18 protein-coding genes and 3 pseudogenes are annotated in these 15,038 nt (G+C 71.2%); 12 read left to right on the forward strand and 9 right to left on the reverse strand.

The window, feature by feature from the left end; genetic code table 11:
* Positions 1 to 174 precede the first annotated feature (174 nt).
* From ACFPZI_RS17055 to ACFPZI_RS17065, 3 genes and pseudogenes are all read left to right on the forward strand, one after another.
* A pseudogene (locus tag ACFPZI_RS17055) lies at positions 175 to 699 on the forward strand (beta-L-arabinofuranosidase domain-containing protein); the annotation flags it as partial.
* A 227-nt stretch (positions 700 to 926) separates the two neighbouring features.
* Positions 927 to 1,148 (forward strand): hypothetical protein, encoded by a 222-nt coding sequence (locus tag ACFPZI_RS17060; protein ID WP_381363882.1) that lies wholly within the window; start codon positions 927 to 929, stop codon positions 1,146 to 1,148.
* 181 nt (positions 1,149 to 1,329) lie between these two features.
* Positions 1,330 to 2,079 carry a DUF4142 domain-containing protein gene (locus tag ACFPZI_RS17065; protein ID WP_381363884.1) on the forward strand — a complete coding sequence of 250 codons (750 nt, stop codon included), beginning with the start codon at positions 1,330 to 1,332 and terminating at the stop codon, positions 2,077 to 2,079.
* A 26-nt stretch (positions 2,080 to 2,105) separates the two neighbouring features.
* Here ACFPZI_RS17065 and ACFPZI_RS17070 read toward each other — a convergent pair whose 3' ends face one another.
* Positions 2,106 to 2,882 carry a LysR family transcriptional regulator substrate-binding protein gene (locus ACFPZI_RS17070; RefSeq protein ID WP_381363886.1) on the reverse strand — a complete coding sequence of 259 codons (777 nt, stop codon included), beginning with the start codon at positions 2,880 to 2,882 and terminating at the stop codon, positions 2,106 to 2,108.
* 137 nt (positions 2,883 to 3,019) lie between these two features.
* On the opposite strand from ACFPZI_RS17070, the gene ACFPZI_RS17075 reads away from it, so the two are divergent.
* Positions 3,020 to 3,412: a DUF5997 family protein gene (locus ACFPZI_RS17075; protein WP_381363888.1), complete on the forward strand. Its 393-nt coding sequence runs from the start codon at positions 3,020 to 3,022 to the stop codon at positions 3,410 to 3,412.
* Between the two features lie 269 nt (positions 3,413 to 3,681).
* Positions 3,682 to 4,170, forward strand: coding sequence for a hypothetical protein (locus tag ACFPZI_RS17080; RefSeq protein ID WP_381363890.1), 489 nt, complete (start codon positions 3,682 to 3,684; stop codon positions 4,168 to 4,170).
* 92 nt (positions 4,171 to 4,262) lie between these two features.
* Here ACFPZI_RS17080 and ACFPZI_RS17085 read toward each other — a convergent pair whose 3' ends face one another.
* The 3 genes from ACFPZI_RS17085 to ACFPZI_RS17095 form a co-directional block, all read right to left on the reverse strand.
* Positions 4,263 to 4,568, reverse strand: coding sequence for a hypothetical protein (locus ACFPZI_RS17085; protein WP_381363891.1), 306 nt, complete (start codon positions 4,566 to 4,568; stop codon positions 4,263 to 4,265).
* Between the two features lie 127 nt (positions 4,569 to 4,695).
* Complete coding sequence (locus ACFPZI_RS17090; protein ID WP_381363893.1) at positions 4,696 to 5,346, reverse strand: AlbA family DNA-binding domain-containing protein; 651 nt, start codon at positions 5,344 to 5,346, stop codon at positions 4,696 to 4,698.
* A gap of 218 nt (positions 5,347 to 5,564) precedes the next feature.
* Positions 5,565 to 5,825, reverse strand: coding sequence for a hypothetical protein (locus ACFPZI_RS17095; RefSeq protein WP_381363895.1), 261 nt, complete (start codon positions 5,823 to 5,825; stop codon positions 5,565 to 5,567).
* Positions 5,826 to 5,869: 44 nt separating this feature from the next.
* Between ACFPZI_RS17095 and ACFPZI_RS17100 the strand changes: the two genes are divergently transcribed.
* Complete coding sequence (locus ACFPZI_RS17100) at positions 5,870 to 6,076, forward strand: DUF397 domain-containing protein (RefSeq protein ID WP_381363896.1); 207 nt, start codon at positions 5,870 to 5,872, stop codon at positions 6,074 to 6,076.
* A gap of 173 nt (positions 6,077 to 6,249) precedes the next feature.
* Positions 6,250 to 7,374: a DNA polymerase III subunit beta family protein gene (locus ACFPZI_RS17105; RefSeq protein ID WP_381363898.1), complete on the forward strand. Its 1,125-nt coding sequence runs from the start codon at positions 6,250 to 6,252 to the stop codon at positions 7,372 to 7,374.
* Positions 7,375 to 7,459: 85 nt separating this feature from the next.
* Here the strand turns inward: ACFPZI_RS17105 and ACFPZI_RS17110 are convergent, their stop codons facing one another.
* Both ACFPZI_RS17110 and ACFPZI_RS17115 read right to left on the reverse strand, forming a co-directional pair.
* Positions 7,460 to 8,734 (reverse strand): cation:proton antiporter, encoded by a 1,275-nt coding sequence (locus tag ACFPZI_RS17110; RefSeq protein ID WP_381363900.1) that lies wholly within the window; start codon positions 8,732 to 8,734, stop codon positions 7,460 to 7,462.
* Between the two features lie 4 nt (positions 8,735 to 8,738).
* Complete coding sequence (locus ACFPZI_RS17115; RefSeq protein WP_381363902.1) at positions 8,739 to 9,209, reverse strand: cation:proton antiporter regulatory subunit; 471 nt, start codon at positions 9,207 to 9,209, stop codon at positions 8,739 to 8,741.
* Positions 9,210 to 9,566: 357 nt separating this feature from the next.
* Here ACFPZI_RS17115 and ACFPZI_RS17120 point away from each other — a divergent pair, with 357 nt between their 5' ends.
* The 3 genes from ACFPZI_RS17120 (at position 9,567) to ACFPZI_RS17130 (ending at position 11,970) form a co-directional block, all read left to right on the forward strand.
* The gene (locus ACFPZI_RS17120) at positions 9,567 to 10,466 is read left to right on the forward strand and encodes a universal stress protein (protein WP_381363904.1); all 900 of its coding nucleotides are present in this window, start codon (positions 9,567 to 9,569) and stop codon (positions 10,464 to 10,466) included.
* Positions 10,467 to 10,608: 142 nt separating this feature from the next.
* Entirely contained in the window at positions 10,609 to 11,445 is an 837-nt protein-coding gene (locus tag ACFPZI_RS17125) for a universal stress protein (RefSeq protein ID WP_381363906.1), read from the forward strand.
* A gap of 39 nt (positions 11,446 to 11,484) precedes the next feature.
* Positions 11,485 to 11,970, forward strand: a complete 486-nt coding sequence (locus ACFPZI_RS17130; RefSeq protein WP_381363907.1) for an SRPBCC domain-containing protein — start codon at positions 11,485 to 11,487, stop codon at positions 11,968 to 11,970.
* Between the two features lie 126 nt (positions 11,971 to 12,096).
* On the opposite strand, the pseudogene ACFPZI_RS17135 reads toward ACFPZI_RS17130, so the two are convergent.
* A pseudogene (locus tag ACFPZI_RS17135) lies at positions 12,097 to 12,342 on the reverse strand (aldo/keto reductase); the annotation flags it as partial.
* Between ACFPZI_RS17135 and ACFPZI_RS17140 the strand changes: the two are divergent.
* Positions 12,329 to 12,481 (forward strand): annotated as a pseudogene (locus ACFPZI_RS17140) (transcriptional regulator); the annotation flags it as partial. The pseudogenes ACFPZI_RS17135 and ACFPZI_RS17140 sit on opposite strands and share 14 nt — an antisense overlap.
* Positions 12,482 to 12,514: 33 nt before the next feature.
* Here the strand turns inward: ACFPZI_RS17140 and ACFPZI_RS17145 are convergent.
* Positions 12,515 to 12,943 carry a secondary thiamine-phosphate synthase enzyme YjbQ gene (locus tag ACFPZI_RS17145; protein WP_381363908.1) on the reverse strand — a complete coding sequence of 143 codons (429 nt, stop codon included), beginning with the start codon at positions 12,941 to 12,943 and terminating at the stop codon, positions 12,515 to 12,517.
* A 105-nt stretch (positions 12,944 to 13,048) separates the two neighbouring features.
* On the opposite strand from ACFPZI_RS17145, the gene ACFPZI_RS17150 reads away from it, so the two are divergent.
* On the forward strand, positions 13,049 to 14,140 hold the full coding sequence (locus ACFPZI_RS17150; RefSeq protein WP_381363909.1) for an NAD(P)-binding domain-containing protein: 1,092 nt from the start codon (positions 13,049 to 13,051) through the stop codon (positions 14,138 to 14,140).
* 24 nt (positions 14,141 to 14,164) lie between these two features.
* Here the strand turns inward: ACFPZI_RS17150 and mltG are convergent, their stop codons facing one another.
* Complete coding sequence (gene mltG / locus ACFPZI_RS17155) at positions 14,165 to 15,034, reverse strand: endolytic transglycosylase MltG (protein ID WP_381363911.1); 870 nt, start codon at positions 15,032 to 15,034, stop codon at positions 14,165 to 14,167.
* Positions 15,035 to 15,038 lie beyond the last annotated feature (4 nt).

Genomic DNA, 15,038 nt, shown 5'->3' on the forward strand with positions numbered 1-15,038 from the left:
GCCATGGGGCGGATGTCACCGGCGAACGTCCGGATCCGCCCCCCGGCCTGTCGACACCCTCCCGACCCGTTGACGCTCTCCCGCCCCCTCCCTATCGTCTGGTCGATCATTCGCATGACGTTCGTAATGTCGAACCTCTGGGTTCGATGCCCAGCCTCGATCAGAGGAGCGTTCATGGCACGGCCTCTCTCCAGACGAACCCTCTTGCGGACCTCGGCCCTCGCGGCAACGGCGACCGCGGTCTCCGCCGCGGCCACCGGACGAGCCACCGCCGCTCCGGGCGCACCGGGCACCGCAACAGCCGCCACCGGCGCTGCCGCCGCCTTCACCACCGTCGTACCGTCCGCGTGGACGGTGCGTCCGTTCGGGCTGGAGGACGTGACGCTCGGTCCGGGCGTCTTCGCCGACAAGCGGCAGCTGATGCACGATCACGTCCGGGGCTACGACGTGCGCCGGCTGCTCCAGGTGTTCCGCGTCAACGCGGGCCTGTCCGCCGGTGGCGCGGTCGCTCCCGGCGGCTGGGAAGGGCTGGACGGGGAGGCCAACGGCAATCTGCGCGGGCATTACACGGGCCATTTCCTGACCATGCTGGCGCAGGCGTACCGCAGCACCGGCGAGCGGGTGTTCGCGGACCGGATCGGGACCATGATCGGGGCCCTGACCGAGGTGCGGGAGGCGTTGCGCCACGACCCCACGCTGCAGACCCTGTTCCTCGGCCCGGTCAACCTGGTCGTCCGCGACCCGTCGACCGGGCACCTGCGGTGCGCGCTGTACGGCAACGCCGGTCTCTCCGGCGATCTGCTGCCCTCGTTCACCCCGGTCGCCGGGAAGCCGCTGCATCACACGCTGAACGGCGTCGAGTTCGCGCCCTTCGCCGAGGGGACCGAGACCCGACGCACGCCTACTTCCGGCGCTCGGAGCCGCGTGTGATCTTCGGCACCTCCGACTCCGGCGTCGCCAACCCCGCTCGGAGCGACGGTGTCACCCTGCTGGACGAGATCTGGGCGGAAGCCCCCTTCGGCAGCAGGAGCACGCTGGTCACGCGGGTGCGGGCAACGGTCGCCGACAGGGTATCCGCCCGCCTGCTGAGCGGAACGGACGGCGACAAAGTCGTGCGTACTGCGCGAAACGCCTCGTACGCGGCCTGAGTTCATGAAAAGGGGCACCCGATGTCGTACGGCCGCACCGGTCGCCGCCGTCGGGTGCCCCGCCGGAGCACCGGCGGAACGCCGCCGCATTCCGGCAGAAGATTTCTTCCGGAACGGTGATTGTCCTGCCACTCCCATCCGTACTCACTGGTGTTGGGCTGTTGATACACCAGGAGGAACGATGCGCATCTCGCGCAGCACGGCAGGAACCGCGTTCGTGGGCGGAGCCATGGTTCTCACCCTCACCGCGCTCGCCTACCCCACCATGCTGGGCGTGCAGACCACATCGAGCACCCAGGACCGGGTCGTCGCCAACACGCAGTACGGCCAGCTGACCGAGGCCGACCGTGACTTCGTGGTCAAGGTGCGTGCGGCCGGGCTGTGGGAACACCCCCTGGGCCTGCTGGCGATGGAGCGGGGTACGACGCCGGAGATGAAGGAGGCGGGAGAGCACCTGGTCGTCGGGCACGGACGGCTCGACGAGAGCTGCCGCAGGATCTCCCTCGAACTGGGCATCACCCTGCCCAACCAGGCCTCGCCCCAGCAGCAGCAGTTCGTGGAGACCATCAAGTCCACCAACGACAAGGAGTTCGACACCACGGCCGTGAACATCATGCGGGTGACGCACGGTCAGATCTTCTCGGTGATCGCCAAGGTCCGGGCCAACACCAGGAACACCCTGGTGCGGCAGCTTGCGGACCAGGCCAACGACACCGTGCTCGACCACATCACGGTGTTGGAGAAGACCGGACTGGTCAATCACGAGCAGGTCAACTTCCAGCAGACCAGCCCGCCCAAGATGCCCCAGGAGCAGGTGACGCCGCCGGCCCCGCAGGCGGGCTCCCCGGTACTGGTGCTCGAGATCCCCGAGAACCTGAAGGACCTCAATACGGTCTCCCCGGCGCCGACACCGGCCGAGACGGTGAAGTAGAAGTCCCGGCCACCGGGAGACGGACGTCAGGACCCGCGGCGGGGTTTGCCCCGGCGCGGGTTCTTCGGTGTGCCGCCGGTGCCCTTCCGCCGTCCGCGGCCGGCCGGCCCGCCCGCCGCCGGCTGCCGCCGGGCACCGCCCTTCTCGGCGGCGGCGCGCCTGGGCTTCTCCTGCGCGGAAGGCCGGGGCTGGGTGCGACCCCGGGTGCTGTTGATGGTCCGGCCGCGGACGATCCCGATGAAGTCCTCCACCAGGTCGGTGGTCGAGGCCTCGGGCCACGCCAGCGCCACACTCGACTCGGGGGCGTCCTTGAGCGGCCGGTGGGTGAGGTCCTTGCGGTGGTGCAGCCGCGCCAGGGACAGCGGTACGACGAGCACGCCGATCCCGGCCGCGACGAGCTCGACGGCGTCGGCAGTGGTCGCGGGGCGTTCGAGGGCGGACCTCCCGGGCAGGGTCTCCCAGGCGAGGACGTCGTCGAGGGGGTGCAGCACGATCTCGTCGGCCAGGTCCTCCGGGGACACCTCGTCGACCGCCGTCACGAGGTGGTCCTTGGGAACCACGACGACCGTCTGTTCGGTGTAAAGGGGGATCGCGCTGAGCATCGTCCGGTCGACGGGCAGCCGGACGAGGCCCGCGTCTGCGTCACCGGCCAGCAGCAGGCCGCCCGTCTGAGCGGCGGGCACCTGGGTGAGGGTCAGCGGGACACCGGGCAGCCGCTCGTTCCAGACGCGCACCCACTTGCCGGGCATCACCCCGGGCGCGTACACGAGCCGGAACGACGGGGATACATCCGAGCCTGTCACTCGACCAGGTTACCGTCCGTGGCCACGGGCCGGGACCGCCGATCACGATCACCGGTCCTGGTCGACTGATCACGCCAAGGGGCTGTGGTCGTCGATCGTGGTCGGCAGTCGCGCGTACGGTCGATACCCTGGACACCATGACGTCGCACCAAAACACCCAGACGATGAAGCCCGCGACCGCGGCGAAGAAACTGGGTGTGTACCTCGAGGCCACACCCGCCGAGTTCCGGGAGGGTGTCGTCTCACGCGCCGAGCTGAACGCGCTCCAGGCAGACCCACCCCCGTGGCTGCAGGAACTGCGGCGCAACGGCCCGCACCCCCGCCCCGTGGTCGCGTCGAGGCTGGACGTCTCCATCGCCGGTCTCGCCCGCGGCGGAATCACCGAGCCGCTCACCACGGAGCAGATCGACGCCCTCAGGGAGGAACGCCCCGAGTGGCTGGAGCGTGAGCAGGCCACTCAGGCCGAGGTACGCAAGGAAGCGGAGCGCATCAAGCAGCGGAACGCGGAGCGCGCGAAGCGCGACAGCTGACCACGGCGCGCCCTCCGCTCCGCTCTCCTCATGTCACGCCCCTGGCGTCGAACACCCCCGAACAAGCTTTCCTGTCGGGGGTGTTCTCGTTCGGGTGGAACGCCTCATGACGCGGAACCGAGGGAACGCACACCTGCAGCACCCTTCCGGCGCATAGAAATATCTATCACCATGGCTGCACGCCGGGCCGGCGCGCACGCCCGTGAGGCCGTCGGCCCGGATCCAGTACGCGCCCGCAGCGGCGCGGCCGACCGTGCCCGGGGTGGGACATGCAGAGCGTCAGATGGAAACAGGCCGTCGAATGGCTGGCCGCCGCGGCCCGGGATCCCCGTGAGTGCAAACGGCAGTGGGACCACGGCACGGGGACGGCCCTGCTGGCGGCAGGGCGCTACTGGGACGTGCTCAGCGTGCCCGACCGGCTCGGGCTGCTCGCCCTGGACCTCCTGTGGAACGACCCGCTGAAGGTGCCCGGCCCCACCCTGGTGGACGTCACGGCCCGCCGCGTCGGCTTCTTCCTGCCGCCCGACCCGGCCAGCGAGTGGATCGGGTTCGGCGTACGGCACGTCGGCCGGGGCTCCTGGGTGGCGGTGCCCCCGCCGTACCGGCCCACCGGCCGCCTGGAATGGCTCGTCCCCCCGGACGGCACCGGCACCCTGCACTCCCCCGCCACCCTCGAACAGGCCCTCCGCACGGCCACCGGCACCCTCGCCGTCCTGACTCCGGCGGGGGCGGAGGCGCCGGAGTCAGGGGGCTGGTGAATGCCTCGGGACGGTTCGGCCCGAGGATCGTGAATGCGCCGGTCGCCACCACCGGCCTCACGCCGGCCGGGGTTCACGCGGATTCCGGTCGGTCACTCCGTGACGAACTCCTCCGTCCGGGCCAGCACTCCTTCCGCGAGCCCGCGGAACTCCCGATAGCAGGTCTGCACGTACTTCTGCGTACTGCCGAGCGCGCCGTCGGCCGTCTTCAGGTCGAACATGGGCTTCCGTGCGTCGTGGGCGAGAGGCATGAGGCTGCGGTAGTCGCGCATGGTGGCGATCCTGTGGCGGTCGTCCCCAGGGCCCTGGGGACTTTCACCCAGCACGGCGGCGGAGTAGACCCAGGGGATGCGCTCCAGCCACCGCTCGTACGCCTTGACCGGCCGGTCAAGGCGCATTTCGGGTTGCATGATCACATAGCCCAGTGGCCGCATCTCAGCGCGTGGCGCGGAAAAACCGTCAGGCACCCGGGGCAGGACCAACTGCTGCCAGTCCCTGCGCCAGTCACGCAGCGTGGGACCGAGGTTACTGAGCCCCTAGAGCTGTCGGCCGGCCTTCGGGGCTCGTGAGGTGCAGCGAGGAGAGCTGCACCTCCACGGAGCGCCCGTTCTCCTCGATGACCTCGGGTCCCACCATGGACGGCAGGTAGGCCTGCCGGAACAGGTCGAGGTCCATGTCGTCAAGCGTCGCGCGCGGCACGGGCCGGGAGTCGAAGGGACCGTCACCGGCTCTGCGCCGTTCAGTGAGAACGCGCTCGTCCTCGCGAGTCGCCTTGCGCGTGGTGGGGCCCGGACGGACCCAGACCACGCCCTCGAAACGCACGGGCAGCGCGGCCGACGCCTCCACATGAATGTGGACCACGGGCTTTCCCCGGTAGACGGCGGCCTGCACGGTGAAGGACGGGCGATCCAGGATCCGTCCGTCGTCCCGCAGGTCGGTCAGCGCCAGCAGGGTCCGGTCACTGACGTCCACATCGTCGATGGGGCTGCCGTCGTCCGCCACTCCGATGAGGATGTCTCCGCCACCCTTGCCGGCGAGGTCGTTGGCCATGGCGCACACCGCGTTACCGATGGCGTCCCCACGCTTCCCGTCCCGCTTGGCTGTCCGCTTGAACTCGAGGGTCGGGGTCTCGCACGTGCCGAGGGAGTCGGCCAGGTCTGCTACACGTCCGTTCACACCGCGTATTGTGCCGGTTTCCCGTTCCGGGAGTGCTGATGGTGACACCCGCCCGCCACCGGTTCCCCATGCCCACGGTGGGAAGCCGGTAGGTCGGCGGCAGAGCATGCCGCCGCTCCGTGGTTCACCGCGGAGCACCGTGCCGCATGCGGTGGACCGCTTGGGCGGCCTGGGGCGCGACATGGGCCGTGGGGAGCAACCCGGGTGACGTCCGACGGCTACACGTCCTCATCGGCGACCGAGCCCCAGGCCGGCAGCGGCACGCCGTCGGATGCGCTGATCCGGACCACCTCGCACCCCGCCCTCCGGACGGCGGCGAAGAGGCATTGCCGAGCCGCCTCGGCGTCCCCCGGCGGAAACGAGGTCCGGATCCCGCGCGGGCGGGACATCTCGCACATGAGCAGCCAGTCCGTGTCGACGGTCGCGAAGCAGTCCTGGCCCGACTCACCGTCCTCCGAGCGCCGACTGCCCCGCTCCACGGCGCCGAGTCTGCGCGGCTGATCGAACGGCTGGTGGGAGAGACATGAGCGTGGAGCAGGTACCCGAGGACGTGAACGGACTCCGCTGGTTGAAGAGCAGCTACAGCGGGTCGGGGGGCGGCGACTGCGTGGAGGTCGCTGCTGGCGTGGACGCCATATATGTGCGGGACTCGAAGACTGTGGGCAGTGGTCCGGTGCTGCGGGTCGGCCGGGGAGAGTGGACGGCGTTCGTGGCGCTCACGGCCAAGTGATCCGAATCTCCTGCTGTGCAAACCATCGGCTCGCCGCCAATGGCCCGACTCCCTGACGATGTCGTCGCGGTCGCGACCGGGCGCAGCCGGCGGAGGCGGCGGAAGCAGGGCCCCGGGTCCGGGTTGACCCTCGACCTTGTCGAGGCATCAGGGTCTCGGGTGTGGAGAGCGAGATGCGCAGCATTGGTGAGATGGCCCAAGGCAGCGGCCTGAGCGTGAGCGCCCTGCGGTTCTACGACCGTGCCGGTGTGCTCGTACCCGCCTGGGTCGATCCGGTGAGCGGCTACCGCTGGTACGCCCCCGGACAACTGGACGAGGCCCGGCTGCTGGCGCGGCTGCGGCGGGCCGGGATGCCCCTGGCCGACATCCGGCTGGTGCTGGCCGGCTGGGTCGGCGCGGACACCGATCTCGTACAGCAGCTCCTTGAGGCGCACCTGCGCCGCCTGGAACGAGGGCTGTCCGATGCCCGCGGTGAGTTCTCCACGCTCCGAGCCCTACTCGACGACAGGGAGAAATCCATGACCCCGCTCCGTACCGCCACGGCCCGGCCCGCCCTTGCCTCGCCCGAGCTGGCCGCCGCGTTGGACGCGGTCCGCTTCGCGGCCGGTACCGACCCCGAGCTGCCGCTGCTCGCCGGGGTCCTCTTCGACCTCGAGGGCGACGCGTTGCGCCTCGTGGCCACCGACCGGTACCGGCTGGCTGTCGCGCGGGTCCCGGTCACCGGGCACGGCGGGCCGCGCGTGCAGGTCGTGGTGCCGCTGCCACTCGTCGACGCGATGCGGGCACTGGCCGGCGGCCCCGAGCCCGTACGGCTCGCCGTGGACGGTGACCGGGTAACACTGGAGACCGGGGGCGGTCGCCAGGTGGCCGGTCAGTCCCTCGATCACGACTTCCCGGACTATCTCCGTCTGGTCCACCTCCCCGCCGGGCGCCGCGCCGTGGTCGACGTGGCCGCCTTCCGGGAGGCGGTGCGGGAGGGGCCCGTCCGTACGGGCGAGGTGCGCGAGGAGGACGGGGCGGTCTTCGACGTCAGTGTGATCGAGGCCGGCGCCGACGGCACGGTGCATGTCTGCGAGGACGGTACGGACGGAGACGGCCGGGTGAACGGGGACGGCGGCGTGAACGGGGACGGCGGCCGTGTCGCGGTCAACCGTGCGTTCCTGCTGGACGCCCTCGACGCCGGGGCCCGTGACCGGCTGGTCCTGGAGTTCGGCGCTCCCACGGCGCCCGTCGCGATCCGCCGGCCGGACGACGAGGACACGTTCTCCCTGCTGATGCCGGTCCGGCTGGACGCCTAGGGACTCAGTGGAAGTCCCGTGCTCCACGGCCCCGGTCAGGGCTGGGAGCACGGGATCCGGGCGGCAAAGGGGGGTTGGCCCGGCGCTATGGCCGTTCGGTCCTTCCGCCCTCCACCGGCTCCAGCGTCTCCAGGGCGGGGGCCATGGCGGAAGCGGGGGCGGGTGTGGCCTCGGCGGGGGCGGGAATGCCGTCCGCGGGGGCCTTCTTCCTGGTCAGGCGGAGGGCGATGGGCTCGGTGTAGCGGGCGGTGAGCGGGCCCAGGATGACCAGGATCAGGACGTACGAGGTGGCCAGCGGACCGAGCTGGGGCTCGATGCCGGCGGTGACCGCAAGCCCGGCGATGACGATGGAGAACTCGCCGCGGGCGACCAGCGTGCCGCCCGCGCGCCAGCGGCCCTTCCCGGAGATTCCGGCCCGTCGGGCGGCCCACCAGCCGGTGGCTATCTTCGTCAGCGCGGTGACGACGGCCAGCACGAAGGCGGGCAGGATCACCGGCGGGATGGACTGCGGGTCGGTGTGCAGTCCGAAGAAGACGAAGAACACCGCGGCGAACAGGTCGCGCAGCGGTGCCAGCAGGTTGTGCGCGCCCTCGGCGGCCTCCCCGGACAGGGCGATGCCGACCAGGAACGCTCCCACCGCGGCCGACACCTGCAACTGCTGGGCGAGACCGGCGACGAGCAGGGTCAGACCGAGGACCACCAGCAGCAGTTTCTCCGCGTCGTCGCTGGAGACGAAGCGTGAGATGACCCGCCCGTAGCGGACGGCGACGAACAGGACGAGTCCGGCGACACCGAGCGCGATGGCCAGCGTGACGCTTCCCGCGGCGAGGCCGACGCCGGCCAGCAGGGCGGTGACGATCGGCAGGTAGACCGCCATCGCCAGGTCCTCCAGAACCAAGATGCTGAGGATCACCGGGGTCTCCCGGTTGCCGAGCCGTCCGAGGTCGCTGAGGACCTTGGCGATGACGCCGGAGGAGGAGATCCAGGTGACACCGGCGAGCGCCACGGCGGCGACCGGGCCCCAGCCGAGCAGCAGGGCCAGGATCGCGCCGGGCACGGCGTTCAGCAGCATGTCGACCAGGCCGGCCGGGTACTGGGACTTGAGGTTGGAGACCAGGTCGCTGGCCGTGTACTCCAGGCCGAGCATGAGCAGCAGCAGGATCACGCCGATCTCGGCGCCGATCGCGACGAACTCCTCGCTCGCGCCGAGCGGCAGCAGCCCGCCCTCGCCGAAGGCCAGACCCGCCAGCAGGTAGAGCGGGATGGGGGAGAACTGCAGACGCCCGGCGAGGCGGCCCAGCAGACCGAGCCCGAGAATGATCGCGCCGAACTCGATCAGGAAAATTGCGGAAGAGTGCATATGCTCATTCCCGCCCGAGGATCTCGGCGGCGGTCTCGATGCCCTCCCGGGTGCCGATGACGATGAGTGTGTCCCCGCCCGCCAGGCGGAAGTCGGGCGTCGGGGACGGGATCGCCTCGGCCCTGCGCAGTACGGCCACGATCGAGGCTCCGGTGTCGGTGCGGATCCTGGTCTCGCCCAGCACCCTGCCGTTCCAGTGCGAGGCGGCGGACAGTTCGATGCGCTCGGCGACCAGGCCCAGGTCGGTCGTGTGCAGCAGGTTCGGGCTGTGGTGAGCGGGCGTCAGCGCGTCGATCAGGGCGGCCGATTCGGCGACGTTCAGCCGCAGCGACTGGGCGCAGGCGTCCGGGTCGTCGGAACGGTAGACATTGACCGTGCGTGCGCCGTCCCGGTGCGCGATCACGGACAGGTGCTGGTGCTCACGCGTGGTGAGATCGTATTTCACACCGATGCCCGGCAGTGGCGTGGTGCTCATCCGTGGAGCAGGCACAGCCCGTCCCCTTCCCGGTTTTCTTCTGGTCATCCGTACATGGGTGGGGACCCTCATCGCGCTGATGGCCAGCCCCCGTGGAGACATCGTGTCATCCCGCGATCTCGCCGAGATATTGGGTAACGCCACGGATGGACAACAGTTGTGACGGCCACCGACCATCCCCCCGGGGGTCCTGGAGTGCTGCCATGCCGTGCGCGGTGACGTGCCGTGCGCGGGGCTGGAACCGGCAGCTCCGGAAACCTTCTGGTCCGGCCGGCCGTGGGGTGTGGCCCATGGGCCCCATGGCGGCAAGGCGTGCCCGTGGGACGATTCTTATGACGTACCGATTCAGGAGGCGTAATGAGTGGTCTGGTCGTAGTGGGAGTCGACGGATCGGCATCGGGCCTCGCCGCGGTGGGGGCCGCGGCCGAGGAGGCCAGGCGTCGCGAGGCCGGGCTGCGGGTGGTGCATGCGTTCCTCTGGCCCGCCATGCATGTGCCGCTGGGCCCCTCACCGCTGGGACCACCCGAGGGCGGTCTGCGGACCATGGTCGAGAAGCTGGTGGCCGAGGCGGTGGAGCACGCCAAGTCCGTGGCGCCGGACGTGGAGGTCTCGCACGCCGTGGTGACGGGGGAACCGCTGACCGTGCTGGAGGCGCAGTCCCTCAATGCGGAACTCGTCGTCGTCGGGTCCCGTGGCATGGGAGGTTTCGTCGGGCTTCTGGTGGGATCGACGGCGGTGCACCTGGCGAGCCACGGGCGGTGCCCGGTGCTGGTCGTGCGGGAGACGGGCGCCTCGGACGGGCCTGTGCTGGTCGGGGTCGACGGTTCCCCGGCGGGCGCGAAGGCGATCGACTTCGCCTTCGCCGAGGCGTCGCTGCGCGGGGCCGAACTGGTCGCGCTGCACTCCTGGACCACCTGGAACGCGCCGGCACCCCCGCCGCAGGACGAGAAGGCTCCCTACACGAGCGGGCCCGACGAGCGGAGGGCGGGCGAGGAGCGTCTGCTGGCCGAGGCACTGGCCGGGCAGCAGGAGCGGCACCCCGGTGTGAAGGTGCGGCACGAGGTCGTGCACGGCGGCACGCGCGAAGCACTCATCGAGGCGAGCCGTACGGCGCAGTTGCTGGTGGTCGGGGCCCGGGGGCGGGGCGGGTTCTCAGGACTGCTGCTCGGCTCGGTCAGCCAGGCGATGCTGCACCACGCCCACTGCCCGGTGGCGGTCGTCCGCGGCAGCGGCGGGGAGAAGGACGGGGGCGCGTAGCCCGCTCCCCCTTCGGAGCTTCCGGGCCGGTACGGTGCCCTGCTCGCGGGTACTTCGGTACACGCGGGCAGGGCAGGGCCGGGACGCACCCGCACGGGACGCATCCGCCACGGGGAGTGCCCGGCCGGGACGGGAGTGGACGGTGAATGACGCGGTGATGGTCGGAGTGGACGGATCACCGTCCAGTCTCGCCGCTGTGGACGTCGCGGCCCGTGAGGCGCGGCTGCGCGGCGCACAGCTACGGATCGTGCACGCCTTCAGCCGCCCGTCCGACCTGGACCCGATGATCCACGGCGTCCTGGCACAGGCAGAACAGCGGGCCGCAGACGTGGCGCCGGGCCGGGAGGTGTCCAGGACCGTGGCGTCCGGGGACACCCTGACGGTGCTGCGGAGCGAGTCGCGCCACGCGGTACTGGCGGTGGTCGGCGGGCGGGGCCGCGGCGGGTTCGGGGACCTGCTGCTGGGCTCGACGGTCGTGCAGCTTGCCGCCCACGGTTTCTGCCCGGTCATGGCGGTGCGGGGACGCCCCGATCCGCAGGGGCCCGTACTCCTCGCCGTGGACGGTTCGCCCGCCGGGGCCGCGGCGGCCGGGTTCGCCTTCGCCGAGGCGGCGCTGCGGAAGGCCCCGCTGATCGCGCTGCACGTGTGGAACACCTGGAGCGAGCCGACACCGTACGAGGGCCCCGCCAACCCGCTGAACATGGTGGTCGACCTGGACCAGCTCCGCGAGAAGCACCGGCGCCGGCTGGAGGAGACCCTGGCTCCATGGCGGGCCGCTCATCCGGAGGTGTCCGTGGAACCGCTCCTGGAGCGGTCCCGGGTGCGGCACGCGCTGCTGGAGGCCGCCAAGGAGGCCCAGCTGCTGGTGGCGGGGGCACGGGGACACGGCGGATTCACCGGGATGCTGCTGGGTTCGGTGAGCCAGGCGCTGTTGTACCACGCCGACTGCCCGGTCACCGTCGTCCGTGGCGAGCGGTGATCCATCGACGGCACGACAGGGCGACGGCACGACAGGACCATGTACACGACGCGGGTCTCCGGTCAGGTGAACGCTCCCCGGCCGGCCGTCTACCGGGCGCTGGTGAGCGCGGACGCGATCGCGCGGTGGCGGGTGCCGCCGGGCATGCGGGGCATGCGGGGCGAGGTGCACGAGTTCGAGGCGCGCGAGGGCGGCAGGTTCCGGGTGTCGCTCACGTACGACGCACCGGACGCGGCCGGCAAGTCGGCCGCGCGCACCGACACTTACCACGGCAGCTTCGCGCGGCTCGTGCCGGACGAGGTGGTGGTGGAGGTGCTCGAGTTCGAGGCCGAGGACCCGGCGCTGCGCGGCACGATGACCATGACGACCACGCTCACGGACACCGACGGCGGCGGCACCGTCGTCCTGGTGGTCCACGAGGGTGTCCCCGACGCCGTGCCCGCCGCGGACAACGAGGCGGGGGCCCGCTGGGCGCTGACCCGTCTCGCCCGGTTCGTGGAATCGGGCGGCGCCGCTTCCTCCTGAAGCCGTCCGTCCCGCCTCCTCTCCGGACGCTTCGGACCTCCGAACCCTCCGGATGCTCCAAATCTGCGCACTCTCCGCGCTCTCCGGCAAAACCCGCTTCGGTCGGGGCCCGCCGGAGAGCCGCGCTCAGTTACCCACGCCGAGGCCCGGCATGAACGCGGCCGGGTAGCGGTCGCCGCGTGCCGAGCCCAGGGGCACCGCCTTCTCGATCTCCGCGAGGTCGTCCGCGGTGAGGTCCAGCTCCATCGCGGGCAGCGCCTCGGCCAGCCTCTCGCGGGTGCGTGCGCCGACCAGCGGCACGATGTCCTCACCCTGTGCGGCCACCCAGGCGATGGCCGGCTGGGCGACGGTGCACCCCTTGAACTGCGAGACCATGGTCACTCCGGACCAGGGTCGGCTACTGCTCGTGTTCACCCCGGCGGACGCCGAGGCCCGCGAGCGGCTGGGGCTGCTCCGGGTGCTCGGCGTCGAGGAGTTCCCCACGGGGGCGGCGGACAGCCTCGTGCGATGAGGCGGCCGCTCACCGGCCTTCCGGCCTTTCGGTCTACCGGCCTCCGAGGAAGCTCAGCCGGACCCGGCGGTCGGGGTTGTCGCGGTTGGTGTCGACCAGGCACACGGACTGCCAGGTGCCCAGGTCCAGTTGGCCGCCCAGTACAGGCAGGGTGGCGTGCGGCGGGACGAGGGCGGGCAGGACGTGGTCGCGGCCGTGGCCGGGGCTGCCGTGGCGGTGCTGCCATCGGTCGTCGGCCGGCAGCAGGGTGTGCAGGGCCGTCAGGAGGTCGTCGTCGCTGCCGGCGCCTGTCTCGATGACGGCGATGCCTGCGGTGGCGTGCGGCACGAAGACGTTGAGCAGTCCGTCGCGGCCGGCCGCCACCTCCCGCAGGAAGGACTCACAGTCACGGGTGAGGTCGACGATCCGTTCCGCGGAGCCGGTGGCGACGCTCAGGACCCGGGTGTTGAAGGCATCTGGCATAGCTTCCATCCTGGCCCATGTGCCGGGGGTCTTCGAGGAAGGAAGTCCCCGGGTGGCGGTAACGGCTCGGGGAAGATCTCCACCCCTGGCAACGTTAGTAGAAATGTGAACTACATCAGTGAGGCCGAGGCGGCCGAGGTTCAGGCAGTCGTCATAGGCGCCGGACAGGCAGGTCTGTCCAGCGCCTATCACCTGCGGCGCACCGGTTTCGAGCCGGAGCGCGACTTCGTGGTGCTCGACCACAACCCGGGCCCCGGCGGGGCCTGGCGGTACCGCTGGCCCTCGCTCACGTACGACAGGGTGCACGGGATGCACTCGCTGCCCGGCATGGAACTCACGGACGCCGATCCGGCGCGGCCGTCCTCCGAGGTCATCACCGAGTACTTCGACCGTTACGAGCGGACGTTCGGCCTGCGGGTACGGCGACCGGTGAAGGTGCGGACGGTACGGGAGGGCGCCGGCGGGCGGCTGCTCGTGGAGACTTCGGCGGGCACCTGGTCGACGCGGACGCTGATCAACGCCACCGGCACCTGGGACCGGCCGTTCTGGCCACGCTACGAGGGGCAGGAGACCTTCCGGGGACGGCAGTTGCACACCGCGCAGTACCCCGGTCCCGAGGCGTTCGCCGGACAGCGGGTCGTCGTGGTGGGGGGAGGCGCCTCGGCCACGCAGCATCTGCTGGAGATCGCCCCGTACGCGGCGGACACCACCTGGGTGACCCGGCGACCCCCGGTCTTCCGCGAGGGCCCCTTCGACGAGGAGGCGGGACGGGCGGCCGTGGCGCTGGTCGAGGAGCGGGTGCGGCAGGGGCTGCCGCCGCGCAGTGTCGTCTCGGTGACGGGACTGCTGCTGAACGACGCGATCCGCCGGGGCATCGCCGACGGCGTACTGGACCGGCAGCCGATGTTCGACCGGATCACGCCGGAGGGGGTGGAGTGGAAGGGCGGGCGGCAGGTGGCGGCCGACGCCATCCTGTGGGCCACCGGATTCCGCCCGGCCATCGGCCATCTCACTCCGCTGCGGCTGCGGGAACCCGGTGGCGGCCTCCGCGTCGAGGGCACCCGGGCGGTCGCCGACCCCCGCGTCCACCTCGTCGGCTACGGCCCCTCGGCCAGCACCGTCGGCGCCAACCGTGCCGGACGCGCGGCCGTACGGGACATCAGGCGTCTGCTGGCGGAGGAGCGCGTCACGGTCTGATGCCGACGGCTGGTACGGGCCGCCTCACTTCTCCCCCGGCTCCGCCTGCTTCTCCTTCCGCTCCTGCTTCTCCTTCTCCTGCCACGTGTTGAACTCGGCGACGTCGCTCTGGTGTTCGTTGTAGTCGGCGGTGAAGCGGGTGTCACCCGGCTTGACCGTGATGAAGTACAGCCAGTCGCCCGGCGTCGGGGTGATCGCCGCGCGCATCGCTTCCTCGCCGGGGTTGTCGATCGGGGTGGGCGGCAGCCCCATCCGCGCATAGGAGTTGTAGGGGCTGTTGACCTCGATGCCCTCTTCCTTGACGCCGGGCGCCGAACGGCCCAGGGCGTAGTCGACCGTCGAGTCCATCTGCAGCGGCATCCCGCGCTCCAGGCGGTTGAAGATCACCCGGGCGACCTTGCCCATGTCGGCCTTGGTGGACGCCTCGGCCTGGACGATGCTCGCGATGGTGACGGCCTGATAGACGTTCATCGCGTTGCGCTGTGCACCGGCGGCGATCGGTGCTCCGTTGAACTTCTTGTTGGCCGTCTCGACCATCAGCGCCAGCAACTGCTCCGGCGTCACCTTCTCCTTCAACGGATACGTCGCCGGGAAGAGGTAGCCCTCCGGGTTCCCGTCTGCGTCGCCCGGCAGCTTGAGGTCGGCCTTCGCGAGGGACTTCTTCGTACTCCCCGCGGGCAGTTCGAGGGCCTTGTCGACGGCCGCGTACACCTGGCTCGCCCGTCGGCCCTCCGGGATCACCAGGGTCGTGGGGCGGGAGTCGCCGTCGTCGCCCAGGATGAGCAGGGGCACCGCCACGGCGGTACCGGCCACGACGGCCCCGGTCGCGATGAGGGCGAGCCGCCCCCGGCGCGTCAGTCGGATCATGCTCCGTGACGGATTGTTCGTCTGCATGCGG

The organism is Streptomyces chlorus, assembly GCF_042655885.1.
GTDB classification, from domain to species: Bacteria; Actinomycetota; Actinomycetes; order Streptomycetales; family Streptomycetaceae; genus Streptomyces; species Streptomyces chlorus.

Bases quoted from the DNA above. Each gene is read 5' to 3' on its own strand.
- ACFPZI_RS17110 (WP_381363900.1), bottom strand. From the start codon at position 8,734: ATGCACTCTTCCGCAATTTTCCTGATCGAGTTCGGCGCGATCATTCTC.
- ACFPZI_RS17130 (WP_381363907.1), top strand. From the start codon at position 11,485: ATGTACACGACGCGGGTCTCCGGTCAGGTGAACGCTCCCCGGCCGGCC.
- ACFPZI_RS17080 (WP_381363890.1), top strand. From the start codon at position 3,682: ATGCAGAGCGTCAGATGGAAACAGGCCGTCGAATGGCTGGCCGCCGCG.
- mltG (WP_381363911.1), bottom strand. From the start codon at position 15,034: ATGCAGACGAACAATCCGTCACGGAGCATGATCCGACTGACGCGCCGG.
- ACFPZI_RS17085 (WP_381363891.1), bottom strand. From the start codon at position 4,568: ATGCGCCTTGACCGGCCGGTCAAGGCGTACGAGCGGTGGCTGGAGCGC.
- ACFPZI_RS17100 (WP_381363896.1), top strand. From the start codon at position 5,870: ATGAGCGTGGAGCAGGTACCCGAGGACGTGAACGGACTCCGCTGGTTG.
- ACFPZI_RS17115 (WP_381363902.1), bottom strand. From the start codon at position 9,209: ATGAGCACCACGCCACTGCCGGGCATCGGTGTGAAATACGATCTCACC.
- ACFPZI_RS17120 (WP_381363904.1), top strand. From the start codon at position 9,567: ATGAGTGGTCTGGTCGTAGTGGGAGTCGACGGATCGGCATCGGGCCTC.
- ACFPZI_RS17065 (WP_381363884.1), top strand. From the start codon at position 1,330: ATGCGCATCTCGCGCAGCACGGCAGGAACCGCGTTCGTGGGCGGAGCC.
- ACFPZI_RS17075 (WP_381363888.1), top strand. From the start codon at position 3,020: ATGACGTCGCACCAAAACACCCAGACGATGAAGCCCGCGACCGCGGCG.
- ACFPZI_RS17145 (WP_381363908.1), bottom strand. From the start codon at position 12,943: ATGCCAGATGCCTTCAACACCCGGGTCCTGAGCGTCGCCACCGGCTCC.
- ACFPZI_RS17105 (WP_381363898.1), top strand. From the start codon at position 6,250: ATGCGCAGCATTGGTGAGATGGCCCAAGGCAGCGGCCTGAGCGTGAGC.